The organism is Mesorhizobium sp. M6A.T.Cr.TU.014.01.1.1 (assembly GCF_004022765.1).
In the GTDB taxonomy this organism is placed as follows: domain Bacteria; phylum Pseudomonadota; class Alphaproteobacteria; order Rhizobiales; family Rhizobiaceae; genus Mesorhizobium; species Mesorhizobium mediterraneum.
Map to the genome: position 1 here is coordinate 22,225 of NZ_RZPG01000003.1, position 15,637 is coordinate 37,861.

Sequence of the window (15,637 nt, forward strand, 5' to 3'; positions counted from 1 at the left end):
TATAGAGTACATGCGTCTCTTGTAAGGGACAATCACGTTCATTGCAACGACGCATTTGCTCATCCAAAGGGGAACACAACACGAAGGAGGTCGCCGTGAACGACACATCCAAAAGACGTGAATTTCTGAAAATGGCCGGGCTTGCAACGGCCGGAGTGATGGGCGCAGCAGCAACGGTCGATGTTCAGAAGGCGGCGGCGCAAGCGGCGCCGGACAGCCTGCTGCGTACTGTTCTCGATCGCGGCAAGCTGATCGTCGGCACCGGCAGCACCAACGCACCCTGGCACTTCGAGAACGATGCCGGCGAACTCGTCGGCATGGACATCACCATGGGGCGCATTCTTGCCAAGGGGCTTTTCGACGATCCGACCATGGTCGATTTCGTCATGCAGGATCCGGCCCAGCGCATTCCGAATGTGACCACCAACAAGGTCGACATCTCGATCCAGTTCATGACCATGACCGCCCAGCGCTCGCAGCTGATCAACTTCTCGCGGCCCTATTACGTCGAAGGCATCGCTCTGCTGACCCTTCCGACCGCCGAGAACAAGACCTTCGACAAGCTGCTTGCCGGCGGTTCGGCAACGCGTATTTCCATCCTGCAGAATGTCGATGCCGAGGCAAATGTGCACATTGTCCTGCCGGAGTCGCAGGTGATGCAGATAGACACCCAGGCCAACGTGCTGCAGGCACTCGAGTCGAAGCGCGTCGACGCGGCCGCCGTCGATCTTTCCACGGTGCGCTGGCTCGCCTCACGCAACCCGGACCGCTACTTCGATGCCGGCAAAAGCTGGTTCAGCATGCTTTACGGCGCGGCGCTGAGGCAAGGCGATCTCGACTGGCTGACCTTCGTCAACGCATCCTTCGCGACGGCAATGTTCGGTCATGAAACGGCGCTCTACGACGCGGCGTTCAAGGACTATTTCGGGCTGGAGCCGCCGGCCCGGCATCCCGGTTTTCCGGTCATCTGATGCAGCTGGCGGAAGGGCAGCAATCGGCGCCCTTCCGCCTCCTTCTCCTCGACGGCCCTCGGCACTGAGGCAGACGCATGGGCTACGCCCTCAATTTCAACCTGATCTGGCGGCATTTCGACAAGCTGTGGGGCGGCCTGCTGCTCAGTCTCGAGCTCGCCGTGATCTCCATAGCCATCGGCATCGTCATCGGGCTCGTTCTGGCGGTCTGGTACGTCTCGGCCGGGCGCGTCGTCCGGTCCATAATCGCCGCCTATGTCGAATTCATCCGCAACGTGCCGCTGATCCTGCTTGTCTATCTCGTTTTCTACGGCCTGCCGACCGTGGTCGATCTCGCCTACAGCGCCCAGACCTCGTTTGTCGCGACACTGTCGCTCTATAGCGGCGCGTATCTGGTCGAGGTGTTTCGCTCGGGGCTCGAAGCCGTGCCGCGCGGACAGATCGACGCTGGCAAGGCGATCGGCCTGACGCCCTGGCAGCGGCTGCTCCATGTGCGCCTACCGACGATGCTGCGGATAACGCTGCCCGCGCTTTCCAACACGTTCATATCGCTCTTCAAGGACACGTCCGTCGCCTCGGTCATTTCGGTGCCCGAGCTCACCTACGGCGCCCAATGGATCAACTTCAACACCTTCCGGATCGTCGAGGTCTACCTTGTGGTGACGGCGATGTACCTCTTGACCGGCTACGCGCTTCTCTATGCGCTTCGGCTTGTCGAGCGCCGGTTCAGGGCGGCCCACTAACATGCTTGGCCAGATCGCCTATGCCTTGCCCTTCCTAGCCCAGGGTTTTGCCGTGACACTGTGGGTGTCGCTGCTTGTCGTGGTGTTGTCGCTCGTCGCCGGCGTGATGATGGGCGTCGGCCTTGTCTACGGCCCTACGCCGCTGCGCTGGGTGGTGCGCATTTTCAGCGACACCATACGCGGCATTCCGATCCTGGTGCTCATCTTCTTCGTCTATTACGGCCTGCCTGCCATCGGCATCCATCTGGAGTCCTTCTGGGCCGCCGTGCTGGCGCTCACCCTGTTCAAGACGGCCCAGGTCATCGAATATCTGCGCGGCGCGGTCGGTTCCATACCGAAGGGGCAGTCCGAGGCGGCGATGGCGACCGGGCTGACCTTTCGCCAGCGACTGGCCTACGTCATCTTTCCGCAAGCGTTCAGGCGCTTCCTGCCGCCATGGATCAATGGCGTCACCGATGCGGTAAAGGGCAGCGCGCTGGTCTCGCTGCTGGGCATCACCGACCTGATGCACGCCATCAACCAGGTCATCGGCCGCACCTACGAGGCGATGCCGCTCTACATCCTCGGCGCAGTCATCTACTTCGCCGTCAATTACGCCCTCTCCCTGGCCAGCCGACGGCTGGAGCGGCGTTTCTCCTTCATCCGGGAATAGCAAGATGTCCATCGCCCCGCCCGCCAATCCGGCGCTTCTCGATATCCGCGACGTTTCCAAATCCTTTGGATCCGTCGAGGTCCTGCGCTCCGTCAGCCTAAAGGTGACACGCGGCGAGGTGGTGACTGTCATCGGGCCTTCCGGCAGTGGTAAGACCACGCTGCTGCGCTGCGTCAACTTTCTCGAGAGCTACGATAGCGGCTCCATCCGCATCGACGGAAAGGAGGTTGGCTTCCGCGAGACGGGAACACGCCAGCGCCGCAGTGAGCGCGACCTGGCGAAGATGCGGGCCGAGACCGGAATGGTGTTCCAGAGTTTCAATCTGTTCCCGCATCTGACGGCGGCCGGCAACATCATGCTTGGCCTGCGCAAGGTGCGCGGCAAAAGCAGCGCCGAAGCCCGCCAGATTGCGGAGCACTGGCTCGGCCGGGTCGGCCTCGCCCACAAGGCAGACAGCCTGCCCGCCGAGCTTTCCGGCGGCCAGCAGCAGCGTGTCGGCATTGCCCGCGCGGTGGCGATGGAGCCAAAAATCCTGCTTCTCGACGAGATAACCTCGGCGCTCGATCCGGAACTCGTCGGCGAGGTGCTCGAGGTGGTACGCAGCTTGGCGGAGGACGGCATGACCATGGTGATGGTCACACACGAGATGGCCTTTGCGCGCGACGCCTCGAGCCGCATCGTCTTCATGGCGGATGGCGGTGTCAGCGCCGCAGGCCCGCCAGCCGAGATTCTGGGCGCGGACATCGACAACGAACGTCTTCGCAGCTTTCTGGCGCGGTTCCGCGCCTCGCATTTCTGACATCGGACGGCGAAAGCTGTCGCAAGGAGCCTTTTCATGTCGCCTTACATCCGGCTCGCCGAACTGGGCCTGACGCTGCCCGAGCCGCCGAAGCCGATCGCCAATTTCGTCACCCACGCCGAGAGCGGACGGCTGATCTTCCTCTCCGGCCAGGGGCCATTGCGCGCCGATGGCACGCTTTGCACCGGCAAGGTGGGCGAGGACGTCACGGTGGAGGAGGCTTATGGACATGCCCGTCTCACCGGCCTGAACCTGCTCGCTGTCATGCATGCCGCAGCGGGCGACCTCGGCCGCATCGTGCGCGTCGTCAAGCTGCTGGGTTTCGTCAACGCGATCCCGACCTTCAGCGACCATCCGAAGGTGGTCAACGGCTGCTCCGATCTTTTCGCCGAAGTCTTCGATAGTATCGGCGGGCACGCCCGCTCGGCGATCGGTGTTGGCTCTTTGCCGGGAAACATCACGGTCGAAATCGAGGCGGTCGTCGAGACCGCCGCCTGACGTCTACCAACGGGACCTCTAGAGATGAAAACCTATTCCGAAAACGGCTCCAACACGACAATTCGTCAACGACTCGGCCTTCGCCCGATCATCAACGTTTCCGGCACGATGACGGCGCTCGGTGCCTCGATCATCGTCCCGGAAGCGATCGCCGCGATGTCGGAAATCGCGTCGCAGTGGGTGGAGATGGACGATCTGCAACGCGCCGCAAGCACGATCGTCGCGCGCCTCACAGGGGGCGAGGCCGGCTTCGTCACGGCTTGCTGCGCCAGCGGCATCACCATGGCGATTGCCGGCACGATGACCGGCACCAACCTTCTGGCGATCGAGCGGCTGCCGGACGATACCGAGGGCCTCAAGTCGGAGGTCATCGTCCAGCTCGGCCACATCGTCAATTACGGCGCGCCGATCGACCAGTCGATCCGGCTTGCCGGGGCCAAGGCCGTACCGGCCGGCACGGTCAGCGTGACGCAGGATTATCATGTGCGCGAGGCGATCCGCGACCGCACCGCGGCCGGCCTCTATGTCGTTGCGCATCACACAGTGCAATACGGCATGCTCTCGCTCGAGGAATTCTGCGAGATCTGCCACGCCAAGGGCGTCCCGGTGATCGTCGACGCCGCCTCGGAATACGACCTGCGCGGCTTTTTCGCACGCGGCGCCGACATCGTCGTCTATAGCGGGCACAAATTCCTCTCGGGACCGACTAGCGGCATCGTGACGGGGCGCAAGGATCTGGTGCGTGCTGCCTATCTCCAGAATCGCGGCGTTGCGCGGGCGATGAAGGTCGGCAAGGAAAGCATCGCCGGCACCATGGCCGCGCTGGAGGCCTGGGAGCGTCGCGATCACGCCGGCATCCGCAAGCGGGAGGATGCGGCCTTGCATCTGTGGGAGGAGGCATTGCAGGGCCTGCCCGGCATCGCCGCGCATATTATTCCCGATCCGACCGACAATCCGCTCGACCGCCTGCAGGTGTTTGTTACGCCTGAGAGCAGGTTCAGCGCCGCCGGCCTTGCCTCGGCGCTGGCGGCAGGCTCGCCTCCTATTATCGTGCGCAACCACGAGGTCGAGCGCGGTCACTTCTTCCTCGACCCGTGCAATCTCCATCCCGGCGAGGCGGAGATCGTCGCCGAACGCCTGCAGGCTGTGCTGAACGCAACCGACCGCCCGGCGGATGCGATGAAGCCGGCTCGCAAGGACACCGCCGGCGCGTTGCGCTGGCCGGATTAGGTGACGATGGCGCCATGCGCCCGAATGGGCGTAGAGGCATCGCATCCTTGCCGTCGATCCCGAATTCCGCTAATGCGCGCCTTTGCCGCCGGGAGCAGAAGCTTGGACGATCAACGCGCCGACGTCGCCATCATCATGGGCAGCCAGTCCGACTGGGCGACGATGCGCCACGCCGCCGAAACGCTGGAGGCGCTGGGCATCCCGCACAAGCGGCTGATCGTCTCGGCCCATCGCACCCCCGACCGGCTCTATGACTTCGCCAAGGGCGCCAAGGCGGCCGGTCTTCGGGTGATCATCGCCGGCGCCGGCGGTGCGGCGCACCTGCCCGGCATGACGGCGGCAATGACGCCGCTCCCCGTTTTTGGCGTACCGGTGGAATCGAAGGCGCTTTCCGGACAGGACTCGCTGCTCTCCATCGTGCAGATGCCGGCCGGCATTCCGGTCGGCACGCTGGCCATCGGCAAGGCGGGCGCCACCAATGCCGCCCTTCTGGCCGCTGCCGTGCTGGCGCTGACCGACGAAAAGCTCGCTGCCCGGCTCGACGCCTGGCGCGCCGCCCAGACCGCCAAGGTCGCCGCCGAGCCGACGGACACGCCATGAGCCTGCCCGCGGGATCGACCATCGGCATCATCGGCGGCGGCCAGCTCGGCCGCATGCTGGCCATGGCATCGGCCCGCCTCGGCTACCGCACGGTCGTGCTGGAACCGCAGCCGGATTGCCCGGCGGCACAGGTCGCAAACCGGCAGATCACCGCTGCCTACGACGATACGGCAGCGCTCGCCGAACTGGCTGCAGTCAGCGCCGTCGTCACCTACGAGTTCGAGAACGTTCCGGTCATGGCCGCCAGCGCGCTTGCCGTCACGGTCCCGGTCTATCCGCCGGCGCGCGCACTGGAAGTGGCGCAGGACCGGGTGGCAGAGAAGAAATTCCTCAACGGCATCGGCATTCCCACCGCGGATTTCTGTCCCGTCGACAATGACGACGAATTGACGGCGGCCCTGAAAAAGTTCGACGGCAGCGGCATATTGAAGACGCGGCGCATGGGCTATGACGGCAAGGGCCAGCGTGTCTTCCGCAACATGGAAACGGGCGGCTTTGCCGGCACCTGCGAGGCGATGGGCAACGTGCCGTTGATCCTCGAATCCTTCGTCGCCTTCGAACGCGAGATTTCGGTGATCGCGGCGCGCGGCATAGACGGTTCGCTCGCAGCCTACGACCCGGCAGAAAACGTCCACCGCGACGGCATCCTGCACAGCTCGACCTTGCCAGCCAGGATAGGCTCCGAAACCGCCGCTGCGGCGCAGGCAGCAGCAGCAGAGATACTTGCCGCACTCGACTATGTCGGCGTCATCGGCATCGAGTTCTTTGTCCTTGCCGACGGCGCGCTGCTGGCCAATGAGATCGCGCCGCGTGTTCACAATTCCGGCCACTGGACGGAAGCCGCCTGCATCGTCTCGCAGTTTGAGCAGCATATTCGTGCTGTCGCCGGCCTGCCCTTGGGAAATCCCGGCCGCCATTTTGACTGCGTCATGGAAAACCTGATCGGCGACGACATCCTGCGCGTCCCAGCGCTGCTCGCCGAGCCTGACCTGATGCTGCATCTCTATGGCAAGGCCGAGGCGCGTCCCGGCCGCAAAATGGGCCATTTTACGCGAATGAGCCGTCGCCGCTGAGGCTATTGGACGGCGCCGCTCTAACGCCGTCGATAGAGCAGAAACTCAAAATCCGCCGCACCATGAAGCATGCTGCGGTTGACACGGGCAAGGCTCCTCGTTTATGAGCCACGCACAAGTTGAGAGGCGCGCTTTCCGAGCGCGCCTTAATAATTCGGCCCAAGCGGGCCCAGACCGACGGGCAAGACCATGAAGATCAAGAATTCGCTCAAGGCGCTCAAGGCGCGTCACCGCGACAACCAGCTGGTTCGCCGCAAGGGCCGCGTGTACATCATCAACAAGACCGCTCCGCGCTACAAGGCGCGCCAGGGCTGAGTCTTTTCGCGTGGAGGCCTGCCTCCACGCTTGCATGATGTAATTGCTGGCCTCCCGGCCCTCTCACGCTAAATTCAGTTTGACGATCTGCCGTCCGGGGTTAGATTCTCGGCCATGCGGATTCGTTTTGCATTCTTCGCGGCGCTTTTTCTTTTCGGCTCCGCCGTACCTCCGGCTCAAGCGGAGGACACGGTCGCCCCTCCGATTGCCACGACCAGGGAGGCAAGGCTCGACCAGCTGTTTGTCGACCTGAAGCGCGAGCGCAACGAAAAAGCCGCAGAGCGCATCGCCGCGCGCATCTCGAACGAGTGGGTGCAATCCGGCAGCGCCTCGATCGACCTGATGATGCAATGGTCGCAAAAGGCGGTCGAAGAGAAAAAGTTCGACGTGGCGCTCGACTTCCTCGACCAGGTGGTGACCTTGCAACCGGCCTATGCGGAAGGCTGGAACCGGCGCGCCACCGTACATTTCATGATGAATAATTTTGGGAAATCGATGGCGGACATCGACCGCACGCTGCAGCTCGAGCCGCGCCATTTCGGCGCGCTGTCCGGCCTGGCACAGATCATGGCCGTAACCGGCCACAAGGAATCGGCGCTGGAAGCCTGGCAGCGCGTGCTCAGCATCTATCCGATGCTGCGCAGCGCCCAGGATCAGGTCGGCACGCTTTCGGAAGAACTTGCCGGCGAAGGGATTTGATGCCGGTGGACCAGTGCGCCTGGCTGCGACGCTCCACGGCAATTTCAACATTGCTGCCGTTCTTGCAGTGCTGCTTGTCGGTGAGCGCGAGGTGTGGTTTCCTGTCTAGGGTTGGAGCGGTTCGGCAATCATGATCGCAGCTTACATCGACGAATTCATAATGTTTTGCGCCGGTCTATGGATGTCGGGCGTCGGCTACGGGTTCTTTCAGCTGCCGAACCAACCCCAAACCGGACAACAGACTTGGCTGGCACGCCTTCCCAGCCATTTCAAATGGATGGGACCGCTCTTGCTGATAATCGCGATCGTGCTCGCCGTCGCCTCACCTTCTTGATCGGCAATAAGTCGCTACGCTCCCAGTCCCATCGAGGCGAGGCTTCAGCTTGGTGAATTCGGCGTGAGCGGCCTAAAGCCGTCGCGTTTGATTGGATTCTTGCGACGCGCTTTAAGTCTTTGTTTTTACCCAAATCGCTGCGCATCTTTGGGTGATTTGCTCTAGCGCCTGATCTGGGCGTCTGAACCGACATAGGCGATGCGCAGCATGTTGGTGGAGCCCGGCGTCCTCAGCGGCACGCCGGCCGTGATGATGACCCGGTCGCCCGGCTTGCCGAACCCTTCGTCCAAAGCGATGCGGCAAGCGCGGTCGACCATGTCGTCGAGGTCGATGGCATCGGGCGAGACGACACAATGCGTGCCCCACAAAAGCGACAGCCGCCGCGCCGTGTTGACAATCGGCGACAGCGCGACGATCGGCACCTGCGGCCGCTCGCGCGCGGCGCGCAGGCCGGTCGTGCCCGACGCCGTATAGCTGATGATCGCCGACAGTTTCAGCGTCTCGGCGATTTCGCGGGCGGCGAGCGAGATGGCGTCGGCGCCGGTCGCTTCAGGCTCCGAGCGCTGTGCATTGATGATGCCGGCATAGGTCGGGTCGGTTTCGACCTTGCTGGCGATGCGGTTCATCATCGCCACCGCCTCGACCGGGTAGGAGCCGGCCGCGGATTCGGCCGAAAGCATGATGGCGTCGGCGCCTTCGAACACGGCGATCGAGACGTCCGACACTTCGGCGCGGGTCGGCACTGGCGCGGTGATCATCGATTCCAGCATCTGCGTGGCGATCACCACCGGCTTGCCGGCGCGGCGCGCGGCGCGGGTGATCTGCTTCTGGATGCCGGGCACGGCTTCGAGCGGCATTTCAACGCCGAGATCGCCGCGAGCAACCATCAGTGCGTCCGAAAGTTCGATGATCTCGGCCAGCCGGGCGACGGCTTGCGGCTTTTCGATCTTGGCCATGATGAGTGCCCGGCCGCGCGCGATCTTGCGCGCTTCCGCCAGATCCTCCGGACGCTGCACGAACGACAGCGCCACCCAGTCGACGCCGGTGGCCAGCACCGCATCCAGGTCCCTGCGGTCCTTTTCGGTCAGCGCGCCGACCGGTAGGTCGGTGTCGGGCAGGCTGACGCCCTTCTTGTCGGAGATGGTGGTGCCGGCGACGACGGTGCAGACGATCGCCTTGCCGTCGCTTCTCACCGCCTTCAGCTCGAGCTTGCCGTCATCGATCAAAAGGCGGTGACCGGCCTCGACCGATCTCAGGATTTCGGGGTGGGGCAGATAGACCCTGGTCGAATTGCCGGGCTCGGGATTGTCGTCGAGCGTGAACGTCTGGCCGAATGTCAGCGCCTCCTTGCCGTTGGCGAATTTGCCGACCCGCAGCTTGGGCCCCTGCAGGTCGGCGAGAATGCCGATCGGCCGGCCGACCGCTTTCTCGACGTTGCGGATGCGACCGACAAGTGTGCGCATCAATTCATGATCGGTGTGGCTCATATTGATGCGAAACACGTCGGCGCCGGCTTCGAAGAGCTTCTTCAGCATGTCCTCGGAGGAGGAGGCCGGACCGATGGTGGCGAGTATCTTGACCTTGCGGCTGCGTCTCATTGACTGTTTGTTCCCGGGGCGGCTGGAGCGCCCCCCGTTGCGGGGTCATCGGTCAGCTGGACCATCCAGCTTGCCTGCTCGCCCGTGTCATATTCCTGGAATCCGGCGCGCTGGAAGCCCCGAGCGACGCAATCGGCAACGCCGGCGATCTTGAACTCTTTTTCAGCCACGCACATGTTCATCGGGCCATCCCAGCGCCCGCCACGCTCGGCGTCTTCTGCATAAAGATAGTAAAACCTTGATGACAGCGGCCCTTCGATCAACGTCTTGCAGCTCGATCCCTCGATATGCCACCAGCCCTCGGTGATCCAGCCAGCCTTGGCGCGATAGCCGATGCCGACGCCGACCAGATTCTGCGTGGCGTTGCAGACACGGAAATCGGCGCGCGCGGGCGAGGCAGCAACCATCGCGGCGAGGCCCACGGCAAGGGTCAGGAGCGGCATGGCGAAGCCGTAGCGCACGCGCGACTTGCCGGCGGAACCCATCCTGAAACCCTTCAAGAACCACATTTGCATCTCTCAACGCCCCTTTTCGGAAAAGTCCGGGCGCATGTCAACGCGCCCTTTTGCTCAATTCCAATCGATTTAGAAAGGCTCCGGCGCATGGTCTGTCACCTTCCGCCAGATTTCCGTAGAAACCGTGGCCAAACGACGGCATTGCGCACGCGTCCTCTTCGTGGAATGACGATACCACCCTCCCCGGAAGCCAGCGAACAGACCATTTCCCGCCAATGACCCGATCCACAGTTTTCGCGCCTTTCGACATCGTCGAAGGCGACCGTAAGAGAGGCATCGTGCTCCTGGCCGATCACGCTCGTCGCGACCTGCCGGAGGACTATGGCAGCCTCGGCCTGCCGGCGGCGGAATTCGACCGCCATATCGCCTACGACATCGGTGTCGAGACAGTGACGCGCGAGCTGGCCGTTTTGCTCGGCGTGCCGGCGGTGCTCGCCAACTTTTCGCGGCTTCTGATCGACCCCAATCGCGGCGAGGACGATCCTACGCTGATCCGCCAACTCTATGACGGCACCGTCATTTCGGGAAATTATCCGCTCGCCCCGGAAGAACGTGAAAGGCGGATCGATCGCTTCTACCGGCCCTATCACGATGCGGTCGGCGCAATGATCGCCTCGGTGGCCCAGGCTTCCGCGAGTGCGCCCTTCATCTTTTCGGTACATTCCTTCACCCAGTTCATGCAGGGCTTCGTGCGCCCCTGGCATGTCGGTATCTTGTGGGATCGCGACGACCGAGTGGCGCGACCGCTGATCGATATGCTGGCCGCCGACAAAGACCTCGTCGTCGGCGATAACGAGCCTTATGACGGCGCGCTACGTGGCGACACCATGTTCAGGCATGCCATCGTCAACGGCTTTGCTCATGCGCTGATCGAAATCCGCCAGGATCTGATCGCCGATCGGAAGAATGCAGGCGCCTGGGCCGAACGGCTGGCGCCGATCGTTGACGCGATAAACAGCCGTCCCGATATACATCAGGTCAAACGATTCGGCTCGCGCACCGGGCCGCTGTAAGGAGAGCCCGAGGAGGCCAAGAACACATGACCGAACTCAGCGACGAGCAAAAACGCGATTTCGAAGCCGCCGCCTTCCGCCGGCTGGTTGCGCATCTGCGCGAACGCACGGACGTGCAGAACATCGACCTGATGAACCTCGCTGGCTTCTGCCGCAACTGCCTCTCCAACTGGTATCGCGACGCCGCCGAGGCCGAGGGCGTCGATCTCAGCAAGGACCAGTCGCGCGAGATCATCTACGGCATGCCCTATGCCGAATGGCAGACGCTCAACCAGCTTGACGCCTCCGATGCCAAGAAGGCGGAGTTCGAGGCAAGACGCCCCAGAGATCATTAGGATCGCTGAACGACCGAGTTCGGCCCGAGCCGGTCAGCGCAAAGCGAGAGGAACGCTGCGAAGGGAGGAGAGCATCATGTCAACAGTCAAGGACGTCTTGCGCGAGCTCGCCGCGCTCGAAGATCCGAAGATGCGCGAGGCCAATGAACGCCGTGGCGACGATCACGGTGTGAACCTCACCCATCTTCGCGCTCTCGCCAAGCGATTGAAGACCCAGCATGACCTCGCACTTCAGCTCTGGGCTACAGGCGATACCGCCGCGCGCCTTGTCGCGACCCTGGTGTGCAGGCCGAAGGCCTTCTCTGCGGCCGAGCTCGACACGATGATAAGCGACATCCGCTCTCCCAAGCTGCTCGATTGGTTCATCGTGAACGTGGTGAAGCCCGGTCGCCACGCCGAAGAACTTCGTCTGGGCTGGAAGGACGGCGACGACCTTGTCGGTCGCGCAGGCTGGAGCCTGACGACCGAAAGGGTCGTCAGGAACGCCGAGGGCCTCGATCTCGATGCCCTGCTCGACCAGATTGAGAAGGAGCTGAGGAAGGCGCCTGCTCAGAAACAATGGGCAATGAACCACTGCCTCGCCGAGATCGGCATTCACCACCCGAAACTTCGAACGCGAGCAATCGGGATTGGCGAACGGCTCGCTGTCTTCATCGACTATCCTGCATCACCCGGCTGCACGCCACCTTACGCACCGATGTGGATCGCCGAGATGGTTCGCCGACGCGAGGGAACGAGAGGTCCATGAAGGAAGCTTTTGGCTTGGCCCAAGCACTTTCAGCCCTGAGCGCTTGACTGGAAATTGAATCGATCTAATTTGCCTCGCGAGGCCATTTTCAGACCGGATTCTACGCGATGCACGCGCAAAAAATCATGCAGACCGCCATTCGTGGACGATGGGCCGTGGCGGCCATGTTCCTGGCCAACGGCTTTCTGACCGGCGCCTGGGCGCCGCAGATCCCGGTGTTCCTGACCCGGCTCGACATCTCGAAGTTCACGCTCGGCCTGTTGATCCTGCTGTTCGGCGCCGGCGCGGTCACGGCGATGACCTGGTGCGGCCACCTGATCTCCAGGCATGGGTCGCGCACCGTGCTGCGCTGGTTCGGTCTCATCGGAAGCTTCGGCCTGCTGGTTGTGGCGCTCGCGCCCAATGTGCCGCTTGCGGCCATCGCCATGTTCATCTTCGGCGGTTCGATCGGCGGCATGGATGTCGCCATGAATGCCAATGCGGTGGTGGTGGAACGGCGGTTGTCCCGCGCCATCATGTCGTCCTCCCACGGCTTCTGGAGCCTTGGCGGTTTCGCCGGCGGCGCTCTCGGCGGGTTCGCCATCCAGAACTATGGTCATCTCGCCCATGCGATCGTAGTGACGGCGTTCGCTTTCGCCCTGATTGCAGTGGCAGTCCGCTATCTGATCGCCGAGGACAAGCCGCTCCGAGGACCATCAAGGGGCACCGGGCAGCGCAAATTTGCCCTGCCTGGAAATCCGCTGGTCTATCTGGTCGGGCTGATGGCGCTGATGACGATGATCTCCGAGGGCGCGGTGCTCGACTGGGCGGCGCTGTATCTGCAGCAGGAACTCGGCGCCGATCTTGCCATCGCTGGCCTTGCCTACGCGGCCTTTTCCGGCATCATGGCCGTGATGCGTTTCTTTGGCGACGGCGTCCGCAACCGCTTCGGTGCGGTGACGACACTGCGCGTTTCGGCCCTTATCGCCGCTGCCGGCATGCTGGTGGCCGGGCTGGCGCCCTCGCCCTGGCTCGCCATCGCGGCTTTTGCCTTCTGCGGCTTCGGCATCGCCAATATGGTGCCGATCCTGTTTTCGGCCGGCGGCAACCAGGAAGGCATGTCGTCCGGCACCGGCATGAGCGTCGTCACCACAATGGGCTATTCCGGCATTCTGGTGGCGCCGTCGGCAATCGGCTTCATCGCCGAGCACTCAAGCTTCGGTCCGATCTTCGTCGCTTTGTCGGGGCTGCTGGTCGTCGTATTTTTGATGGCCGGGCTCGCTCACCGCGCCGAATTCGCTCCCGACGCAGCACCAGCCGAATAGCGCTTCAACTCCTCATAAAGAAAATCCGCGACACGGCGGATGCGCACGCTGGTGCGCACGTCGCGGTGCATGGCTAGCCATACCGGCAGCGTCGGCAGCGCGAGGCCCGGCAGCAATGTCTCCACCAACGGATCGCGGTCGGCCAGCGGTTCTTGGCCAAAACCGATACCGTTTCCCGCCCGCACCGCCTCCCACAGCACAATCTGGTTGTCGGTCCTGAAGCGGAAGGCATTGCGGGTGAGCGGGACGCCAAACTGCGCAAAGCCGCGAATGATCTCGTCGCTGCGGTCGAAGCCGATCAGCTCGTGGCCGACGAGATCGCCGGGCTTGAGCGGACGACCGCGTCGGTCGAGATAGGATTTTGCCGCGCAGGCGCGGAGCGGAATGTCGGTCACCTTGCGCGCCACCAGCTCGTTCTGCGCCGGCTTGACCATGCGGATGGCGATATCGGCATCGCGGCGCAAAAGGTTCTCAACCTGGTTCGACGCGACAATCTCGACCTCGATGCAGGGCTCCTCGGCACCCAGCCGCGCCGTCATCTCGGGCAGGACATAGGCCGCCACCACCTCGCTGGCGGCAATCCGCACCGTGCCCTCGATCGCCTCGACCGATCCCAGTGCCAAAAGCGAAAAGGCGCTCGCCTGCTCGCTTACCGCTCGGCCGCGTTCATAGAGCGTGCTACCGGCTTCGGTCAGCGCATAGCCGCGCCGCCCGCGCCGGAACAGGGTGACGCCGAGCGCCTGCTCCAGCTCGGCGATATGGCGGCCGAGCGTCGGCTGGCTTGCAGCCAGCTTGCGCGCGGCAGCAGACAGGCTGCCGGTTTCCGCCACGGTGACGAAACTCTTGATTAGGTTCCAGTCGATTTCCATTCAGAACTGAATATCAGATCTCCAAATTCAGTCAATTTCCATTCGTTTGCGAGCAGATCATATTGTGAACGTAACGCAAACACGGAGACGAAAAATGACCAAGATCGCAATTCTGGGTGCCAATGGCCGGCTCGGCCGCGTGGTGGCCAAGGCCTTTATCGACGCTGGCTACGATGTCCGCGCCATCACCCGCAGCGGCAGGATACCGGCAGAGCTCACCGGCGCCACGGCCGTCGCCGGCGATGGCCTTGATCGCGAAGCGCTTATCCGCGCCACCGAAGGCGTCGACATCATCTTCAACGGCCTCAACCCGATCTACACCGACTGGGGCAAGTGCCTGCCGATGGCGGAGAACGTCATGGCCGCGTGCCGGGCGAACGACGCATTGCACCTCGCTCCAGGCAACGTTTACAATTACGGCTCGCCGATGCCGGCGGTGATCACCGAAGACACGCCATTTCTCCCGACGACCGAAAAGGGCCGCATCCGCGTCGCCATGGAAGGCCTCTTTCGCCGCGAGGCTGAAGCGGGCCGCGTGCGGACCATTCTGCTGCGCGCCGGCGACTTTTTTGGTGGCACCGGCACCGGCTCGTGGTTCGATTTGATTGTGGCCGCCAAGATGGACAAGGGTGTCTATACGGCCCCCGGACCGGCCGATCTCGTGCATGAATGGGCCTATCTGCCAGACCTGGCCAAGGCTTTCGTCGGATTGACCGAAAACCTCAACAAGCTCGGCTCCTACGAGGCGCTGAACTTTCCGGGCCACGCCGTCACCGATCTGGAGATCAAAGCGGCCGCGGAACAGGCCCTGGGGCGCACGCTGAAACTAACGTCGATGCCGTGGTGGGTGCTGCGCGCCGGCAGCCCGTTCGTGGCGATGTGGCGCGAGCTCGTCTCGATGTCCTATCTCCGCTTCGAGCCACACCAGCTAACCTCGGCAAGGCTGGAAGGCATCATTGGCACGATCCCGCATACGGAGCTGGATAAAGCCATCGCGGATGCCCTGAACGACATCGGCATTCCAACCGCCGGTGCAGGAGGCAACCGGATCGCCGCCTGACAGAAGATGCCTGATCAGGAGAAGCAGCGGCGGCCGATAGGCCTCCGCGGCTTGCCGTACGCACAAGGCTTCAGATCCTGCCCATCAACAGCAGCACCAGCAGCACGATCAGAATGACGCCGACGATACCGGAAGGGCCATAGCCCCAGGATCGCGAATGCGGCCACGTCGGCACTGCGCCGATCAGGATGAGGATCAAAATAATGATGAGAATGGTGCTGAGCGTCATGAGAGATTCCTCGCCATGAGGTGCTACTATACCGCTACAATGCTAAAGGCCG

Annotated in this window: 20 protein-coding genes; 16 read left to right on the top strand and 4 right to left on the bottom strand. The window is 63.1% G+C overall.

The genetic code is table 11. The annotated features are described in order from the left end of the window. Nucleotides 1–95: 95 nt before the first annotated feature. From EN885_RS04980 to EN885_RS34090, 11 genes are all read left to right on the top strand, one after another. Nucleotides 96–971, top strand: coding sequence for a transporter substrate-binding domain-containing protein (locus EN885_RS04980; protein ID WP_126104582.1), 876 nt, complete (start codon nucleotides 96–98; stop codon nucleotides 969–971). A 77-nt stretch (nucleotides 972–1,048) separates the two neighbouring features. Continuing rightward, complete coding sequence (locus EN885_RS04985; RefSeq protein WP_095487308.1) at nucleotides 1,049–1,714, top strand: amino acid ABC transporter permease; 666 nt, start codon at nucleotides 1,049–1,051, stop codon at nucleotides 1,712–1,714. 1 nt (nucleotide 1,715) lies between these two features. Further along, complete coding sequence (locus EN885_RS04990; protein ID WP_128241724.1) at nucleotides 1,716–2,366, top strand: amino acid ABC transporter permease; 651 nt, start codon at nucleotides 1,716–1,718, stop codon at nucleotides 2,364–2,366. Between the two features lie 4 nt (nucleotides 2,367–2,370). After that, nucleotides 2,371–3,165 (top strand): amino acid ABC transporter ATP-binding protein, encoded by a 795-nt coding sequence (locus tag EN885_RS04995; RefSeq protein ID WP_095487312.1) that lies wholly within the window; start codon nucleotides 2,371–2,373, stop codon nucleotides 3,163–3,165. A gap of 36 nt (nucleotides 3,166–3,201) precedes the next feature. Further along, nucleotides 3,202–3,663, top strand: a complete 462-nt coding sequence (locus EN885_RS05000; RefSeq protein WP_095487314.1) for a RidA family protein — start codon at nucleotides 3,202–3,204, stop codon at nucleotides 3,661–3,663. Between the two features lie 24 nt (nucleotides 3,664–3,687). Further along, nucleotides 3,688–4,893, top strand: a complete 1,206-nt coding sequence (locus EN885_RS05005) for an aminotransferase class V-fold PLP-dependent enzyme (protein WP_095487316.1) — start codon at nucleotides 3,688–3,690, stop codon at nucleotides 4,891–4,893. Between the two features lie 102 nt (nucleotides 4,894–4,995). Then, nucleotides 4,996–5,493 (top strand): 5-(carboxyamino)imidazole ribonucleotide mutase, encoded by a 498-nt coding sequence (gene purE, locus EN885_RS05010; protein ID WP_095487669.1) that lies wholly within the window; start codon nucleotides 4,996–4,998, stop codon nucleotides 5,491–5,493. Next, entirely contained in the window at nucleotides 5,490–6,566 is a 1,077-nt protein-coding gene (locus EN885_RS05015; RefSeq protein ID WP_095487318.1) for a 5-(carboxyamino)imidazole ribonucleotide synthase, read from the top strand. Before purE ends, EN885_RS05015 begins: the two co-directional genes overlap by 4 nt. 189 nt (nucleotides 6,567–6,755) lie before the next feature. Next, nucleotides 6,756–6,881 carry a type B 50S ribosomal protein L36 gene (gene ykgO / locus EN885_RS05020; protein ID WP_006327841.1) on the top strand — a complete coding sequence of 42 codons (126 nt, stop codon included), beginning with the start codon at nucleotides 6,756–6,758 and terminating at the stop codon, nucleotides 6,879–6,881. A 114-nt stretch (nucleotides 6,882–6,995) separates the two neighbouring features. Beyond that, on the top strand, nucleotides 6,996–7,580 hold the full coding sequence (locus EN885_RS05025) for a hypothetical protein (RefSeq protein ID WP_095487320.1): 585 nt from the start codon (nucleotides 6,996–6,998) through the stop codon (nucleotides 7,578–7,580). A 130-nt stretch (nucleotides 7,581–7,710) separates the two neighbouring features. Then, nucleotides 7,711–7,914, top strand: coding sequence for a hypothetical protein (locus tag EN885_RS34090; RefSeq protein ID WP_095487322.1), 204 nt, complete (start codon nucleotides 7,711–7,713; stop codon nucleotides 7,912–7,914). 161 nt (nucleotides 7,915–8,075) lie between these two features. Here EN885_RS34090 and pyk read toward each other — a convergent pair whose 3' ends face one another. After that, a complete protein-coding gene (pyk, locus tag EN885_RS05035; RefSeq protein WP_128241725.1) occupies nucleotides 8,076–9,512 on the bottom strand; it encodes a pyruvate kinase in 1,437 nt (478 codons plus the stop codon). Then, nucleotides 9,509–9,955, bottom strand: a complete 447-nt coding sequence (locus tag EN885_RS05040) for a DUF1036 domain-containing protein (RefSeq protein ID WP_245493011.1) — start codon at nucleotides 9,953–9,955, stop codon at nucleotides 9,509–9,511. The genes pyk and EN885_RS05040 overlap by 4 nt, the downstream gene beginning before the upstream one ends. 287 nt (nucleotides 9,956–10,242) lie before the next feature. On the opposite strand from EN885_RS05040, the gene EN885_RS05045 reads away from it, so the two are divergent. The 4 genes from EN885_RS05045 to EN885_RS05060 all read left to right on the top strand — a co-directional run bounded on the left by EN885_RS05045 (nucleotide 10,243) and on the right by EN885_RS05060 (nucleotide 13,427). Continuing rightward, nucleotides 10,243–11,040: an N-formylglutamate amidohydrolase gene (locus EN885_RS05045; RefSeq protein ID WP_095487326.1), complete on the top strand. Its 798-nt coding sequence runs from the start codon at nucleotides 10,243–10,245 to the stop codon at nucleotides 11,038–11,040. 26 nt (nucleotides 11,041–11,066) lie between these two features. Continuing rightward, a complete protein-coding gene (locus tag EN885_RS05050; RefSeq protein ID WP_095487328.1) occupies nucleotides 11,067–11,375 on the top strand; it encodes a DUF1244 domain-containing protein in 309 nt (102 codons plus the stop codon). 76 nt (nucleotides 11,376–11,451) lie between these two features. Then, nucleotides 11,452–12,123, top strand: a complete 672-nt coding sequence (locus tag EN885_RS05055; RefSeq protein WP_127206704.1) for a DNA alkylation repair protein — start codon at nucleotides 11,452–11,454, stop codon at nucleotides 12,121–12,123. Nucleotides 12,124–12,230: 107 nt separating this feature from the next. Then, nucleotides 12,231–13,427 carry an MFS transporter gene (locus EN885_RS05060; RefSeq protein ID WP_128241726.1) on the top strand — a complete coding sequence of 399 codons (1,197 nt, stop codon included), beginning with the start codon at nucleotides 12,231–12,233 and terminating at the stop codon, nucleotides 13,425–13,427. Here EN885_RS05060 and EN885_RS05065 read toward each other — a convergent pair. Continuing rightward, nucleotides 13,385–14,296, bottom strand: coding sequence for a LysR family transcriptional regulator (locus EN885_RS05065; RefSeq protein ID WP_128241727.1), 912 nt, complete (start codon nucleotides 14,294–14,296; stop codon nucleotides 13,385–13,387). The two genes, EN885_RS05060 and EN885_RS05065, sit on opposite strands and share 43 nt — an antisense overlap. A gap of 94 nt (nucleotides 14,297–14,390) precedes the next feature. Between EN885_RS05065 and EN885_RS05070 the strand changes: the two genes are divergently transcribed. Continuing rightward, nucleotides 14,391–15,356: an NAD-dependent epimerase/dehydratase family protein gene (locus tag EN885_RS05070; protein ID WP_095487334.1), complete on the top strand. Its 966-nt coding sequence runs from the start codon at nucleotides 14,391–14,393 to the stop codon at nucleotides 15,354–15,356. A gap of 70 nt (nucleotides 15,357–15,426) precedes the next feature. Here the strand turns inward: EN885_RS05070 and EN885_RS05075 are convergent, their stop codons facing one another. Continuing rightward, a complete protein-coding gene (locus EN885_RS05075) occupies nucleotides 15,427–15,585 on the bottom strand; it encodes a DUF3309 family protein (protein WP_077375416.1) in 159 nt (52 codons plus the stop codon). Nucleotides 15,586–15,637 lie beyond the last annotated feature (52 nt).

Excerpts from the sequence above, each read along its gene's own strand:
- EN885_RS05015 (WP_095487318.1), top strand. The coding sequence starts at position 5,490 with ATGAGCCTGCCCGCGGGATCGACCATCGGCATCATCGGCGGCGGCCAG.
- EN885_RS05040 (WP_245493011.1), bottom strand. The coding sequence starts at position 9,955 with ATGCCGCTCCTGACCCTTGCCGTGGGCCTCGCCGCGATGGTTGCTGCC.
- EN885_RS05025 (WP_095487320.1), top strand. The coding sequence starts at position 6,996 with ATGCGGATTCGTTTTGCATTCTTCGCGGCGCTTTTTCTTTTCGGCTCC.
- pyk (WP_128241725.1), bottom strand. The coding sequence starts at position 9,512 with ATGAGACGCAGCCGCAAGGTCAAGATACTCGCCACCATCGGTCCGGCC.
- EN885_RS05005 (WP_095487316.1), top strand. The coding sequence starts at position 3,688 with ATGAAAACCTATTCCGAAAACGGCTCCAACACGACAATTCGTCAACGA.
- EN885_RS05075 (WP_077375416.1), bottom strand. The coding sequence starts at position 15,585 with ATGACGCTCAGCACCATTCTCATCATTATTTTGATCCTCATCCTGATC.
- EN885_RS05070 (WP_095487334.1), top strand. The coding sequence starts at position 14,391 with ATGACCAAGATCGCAATTCTGGGTGCCAATGGCCGGCTCGGCCGCGTG.
- EN885_RS05045 (WP_095487326.1), top strand. The coding sequence starts at position 10,243 with ATGACCCGATCCACAGTTTTCGCGCCTTTCGACATCGTCGAAGGCGAC.
- EN885_RS04985 (WP_095487308.1), top strand. The coding sequence starts at position 1,049 with ATGGGCTACGCCCTCAATTTCAACCTGATCTGGCGGCATTTCGACAAG.
- EN885_RS05065 (WP_128241727.1), bottom strand. The coding sequence starts at position 14,296 with ATGGAAATCGACTGGAACCTAATCAAGAGTTTCGTCACCGTGGCGGAA.
- EN885_RS05050 (WP_095487328.1), top strand. The coding sequence starts at position 11,067 with ATGACCGAACTCAGCGACGAGCAAAAACGCGATTTCGAAGCCGCCGCC.
- ykgO (WP_006327841.1), top strand. The coding sequence starts at position 6,756 with ATGAAGATCAAGAATTCGCTCAAGGCGCTCAAGGCGCGTCACCGCGAC.
- EN885_RS05000 (WP_095487314.1), top strand. The coding sequence starts at position 3,202 with ATGTCGCCTTACATCCGGCTCGCCGAACTGGGCCTGACGCTGCCCGAG.
- EN885_RS34090 (WP_095487322.1), top strand. The coding sequence starts at position 7,711 with ATGATCGCAGCTTACATCGACGAATTCATAATGTTTTGCGCCGGTCTA.
- EN885_RS05055 (WP_127206704.1), top strand. The coding sequence starts at position 11,452 with ATGTCAACAGTCAAGGACGTCTTGCGCGAGCTCGCCGCGCTCGAAGAT.
- EN885_RS05060 (WP_128241726.1), top strand. The coding sequence starts at position 12,231 with ATGCACGCGCAAAAAATCATGCAGACCGCCATTCGTGGACGATGGGCC.
- EN885_RS04995 (WP_095487312.1), top strand. The coding sequence starts at position 2,371 with ATGTCCATCGCCCCGCCCGCCAATCCGGCGCTTCTCGATATCCGCGAC.
- EN885_RS04990 (WP_128241724.1), top strand. The coding sequence starts at position 1,716 with ATGCTTGGCCAGATCGCCTATGCCTTGCCCTTCCTAGCCCAGGGTTTT.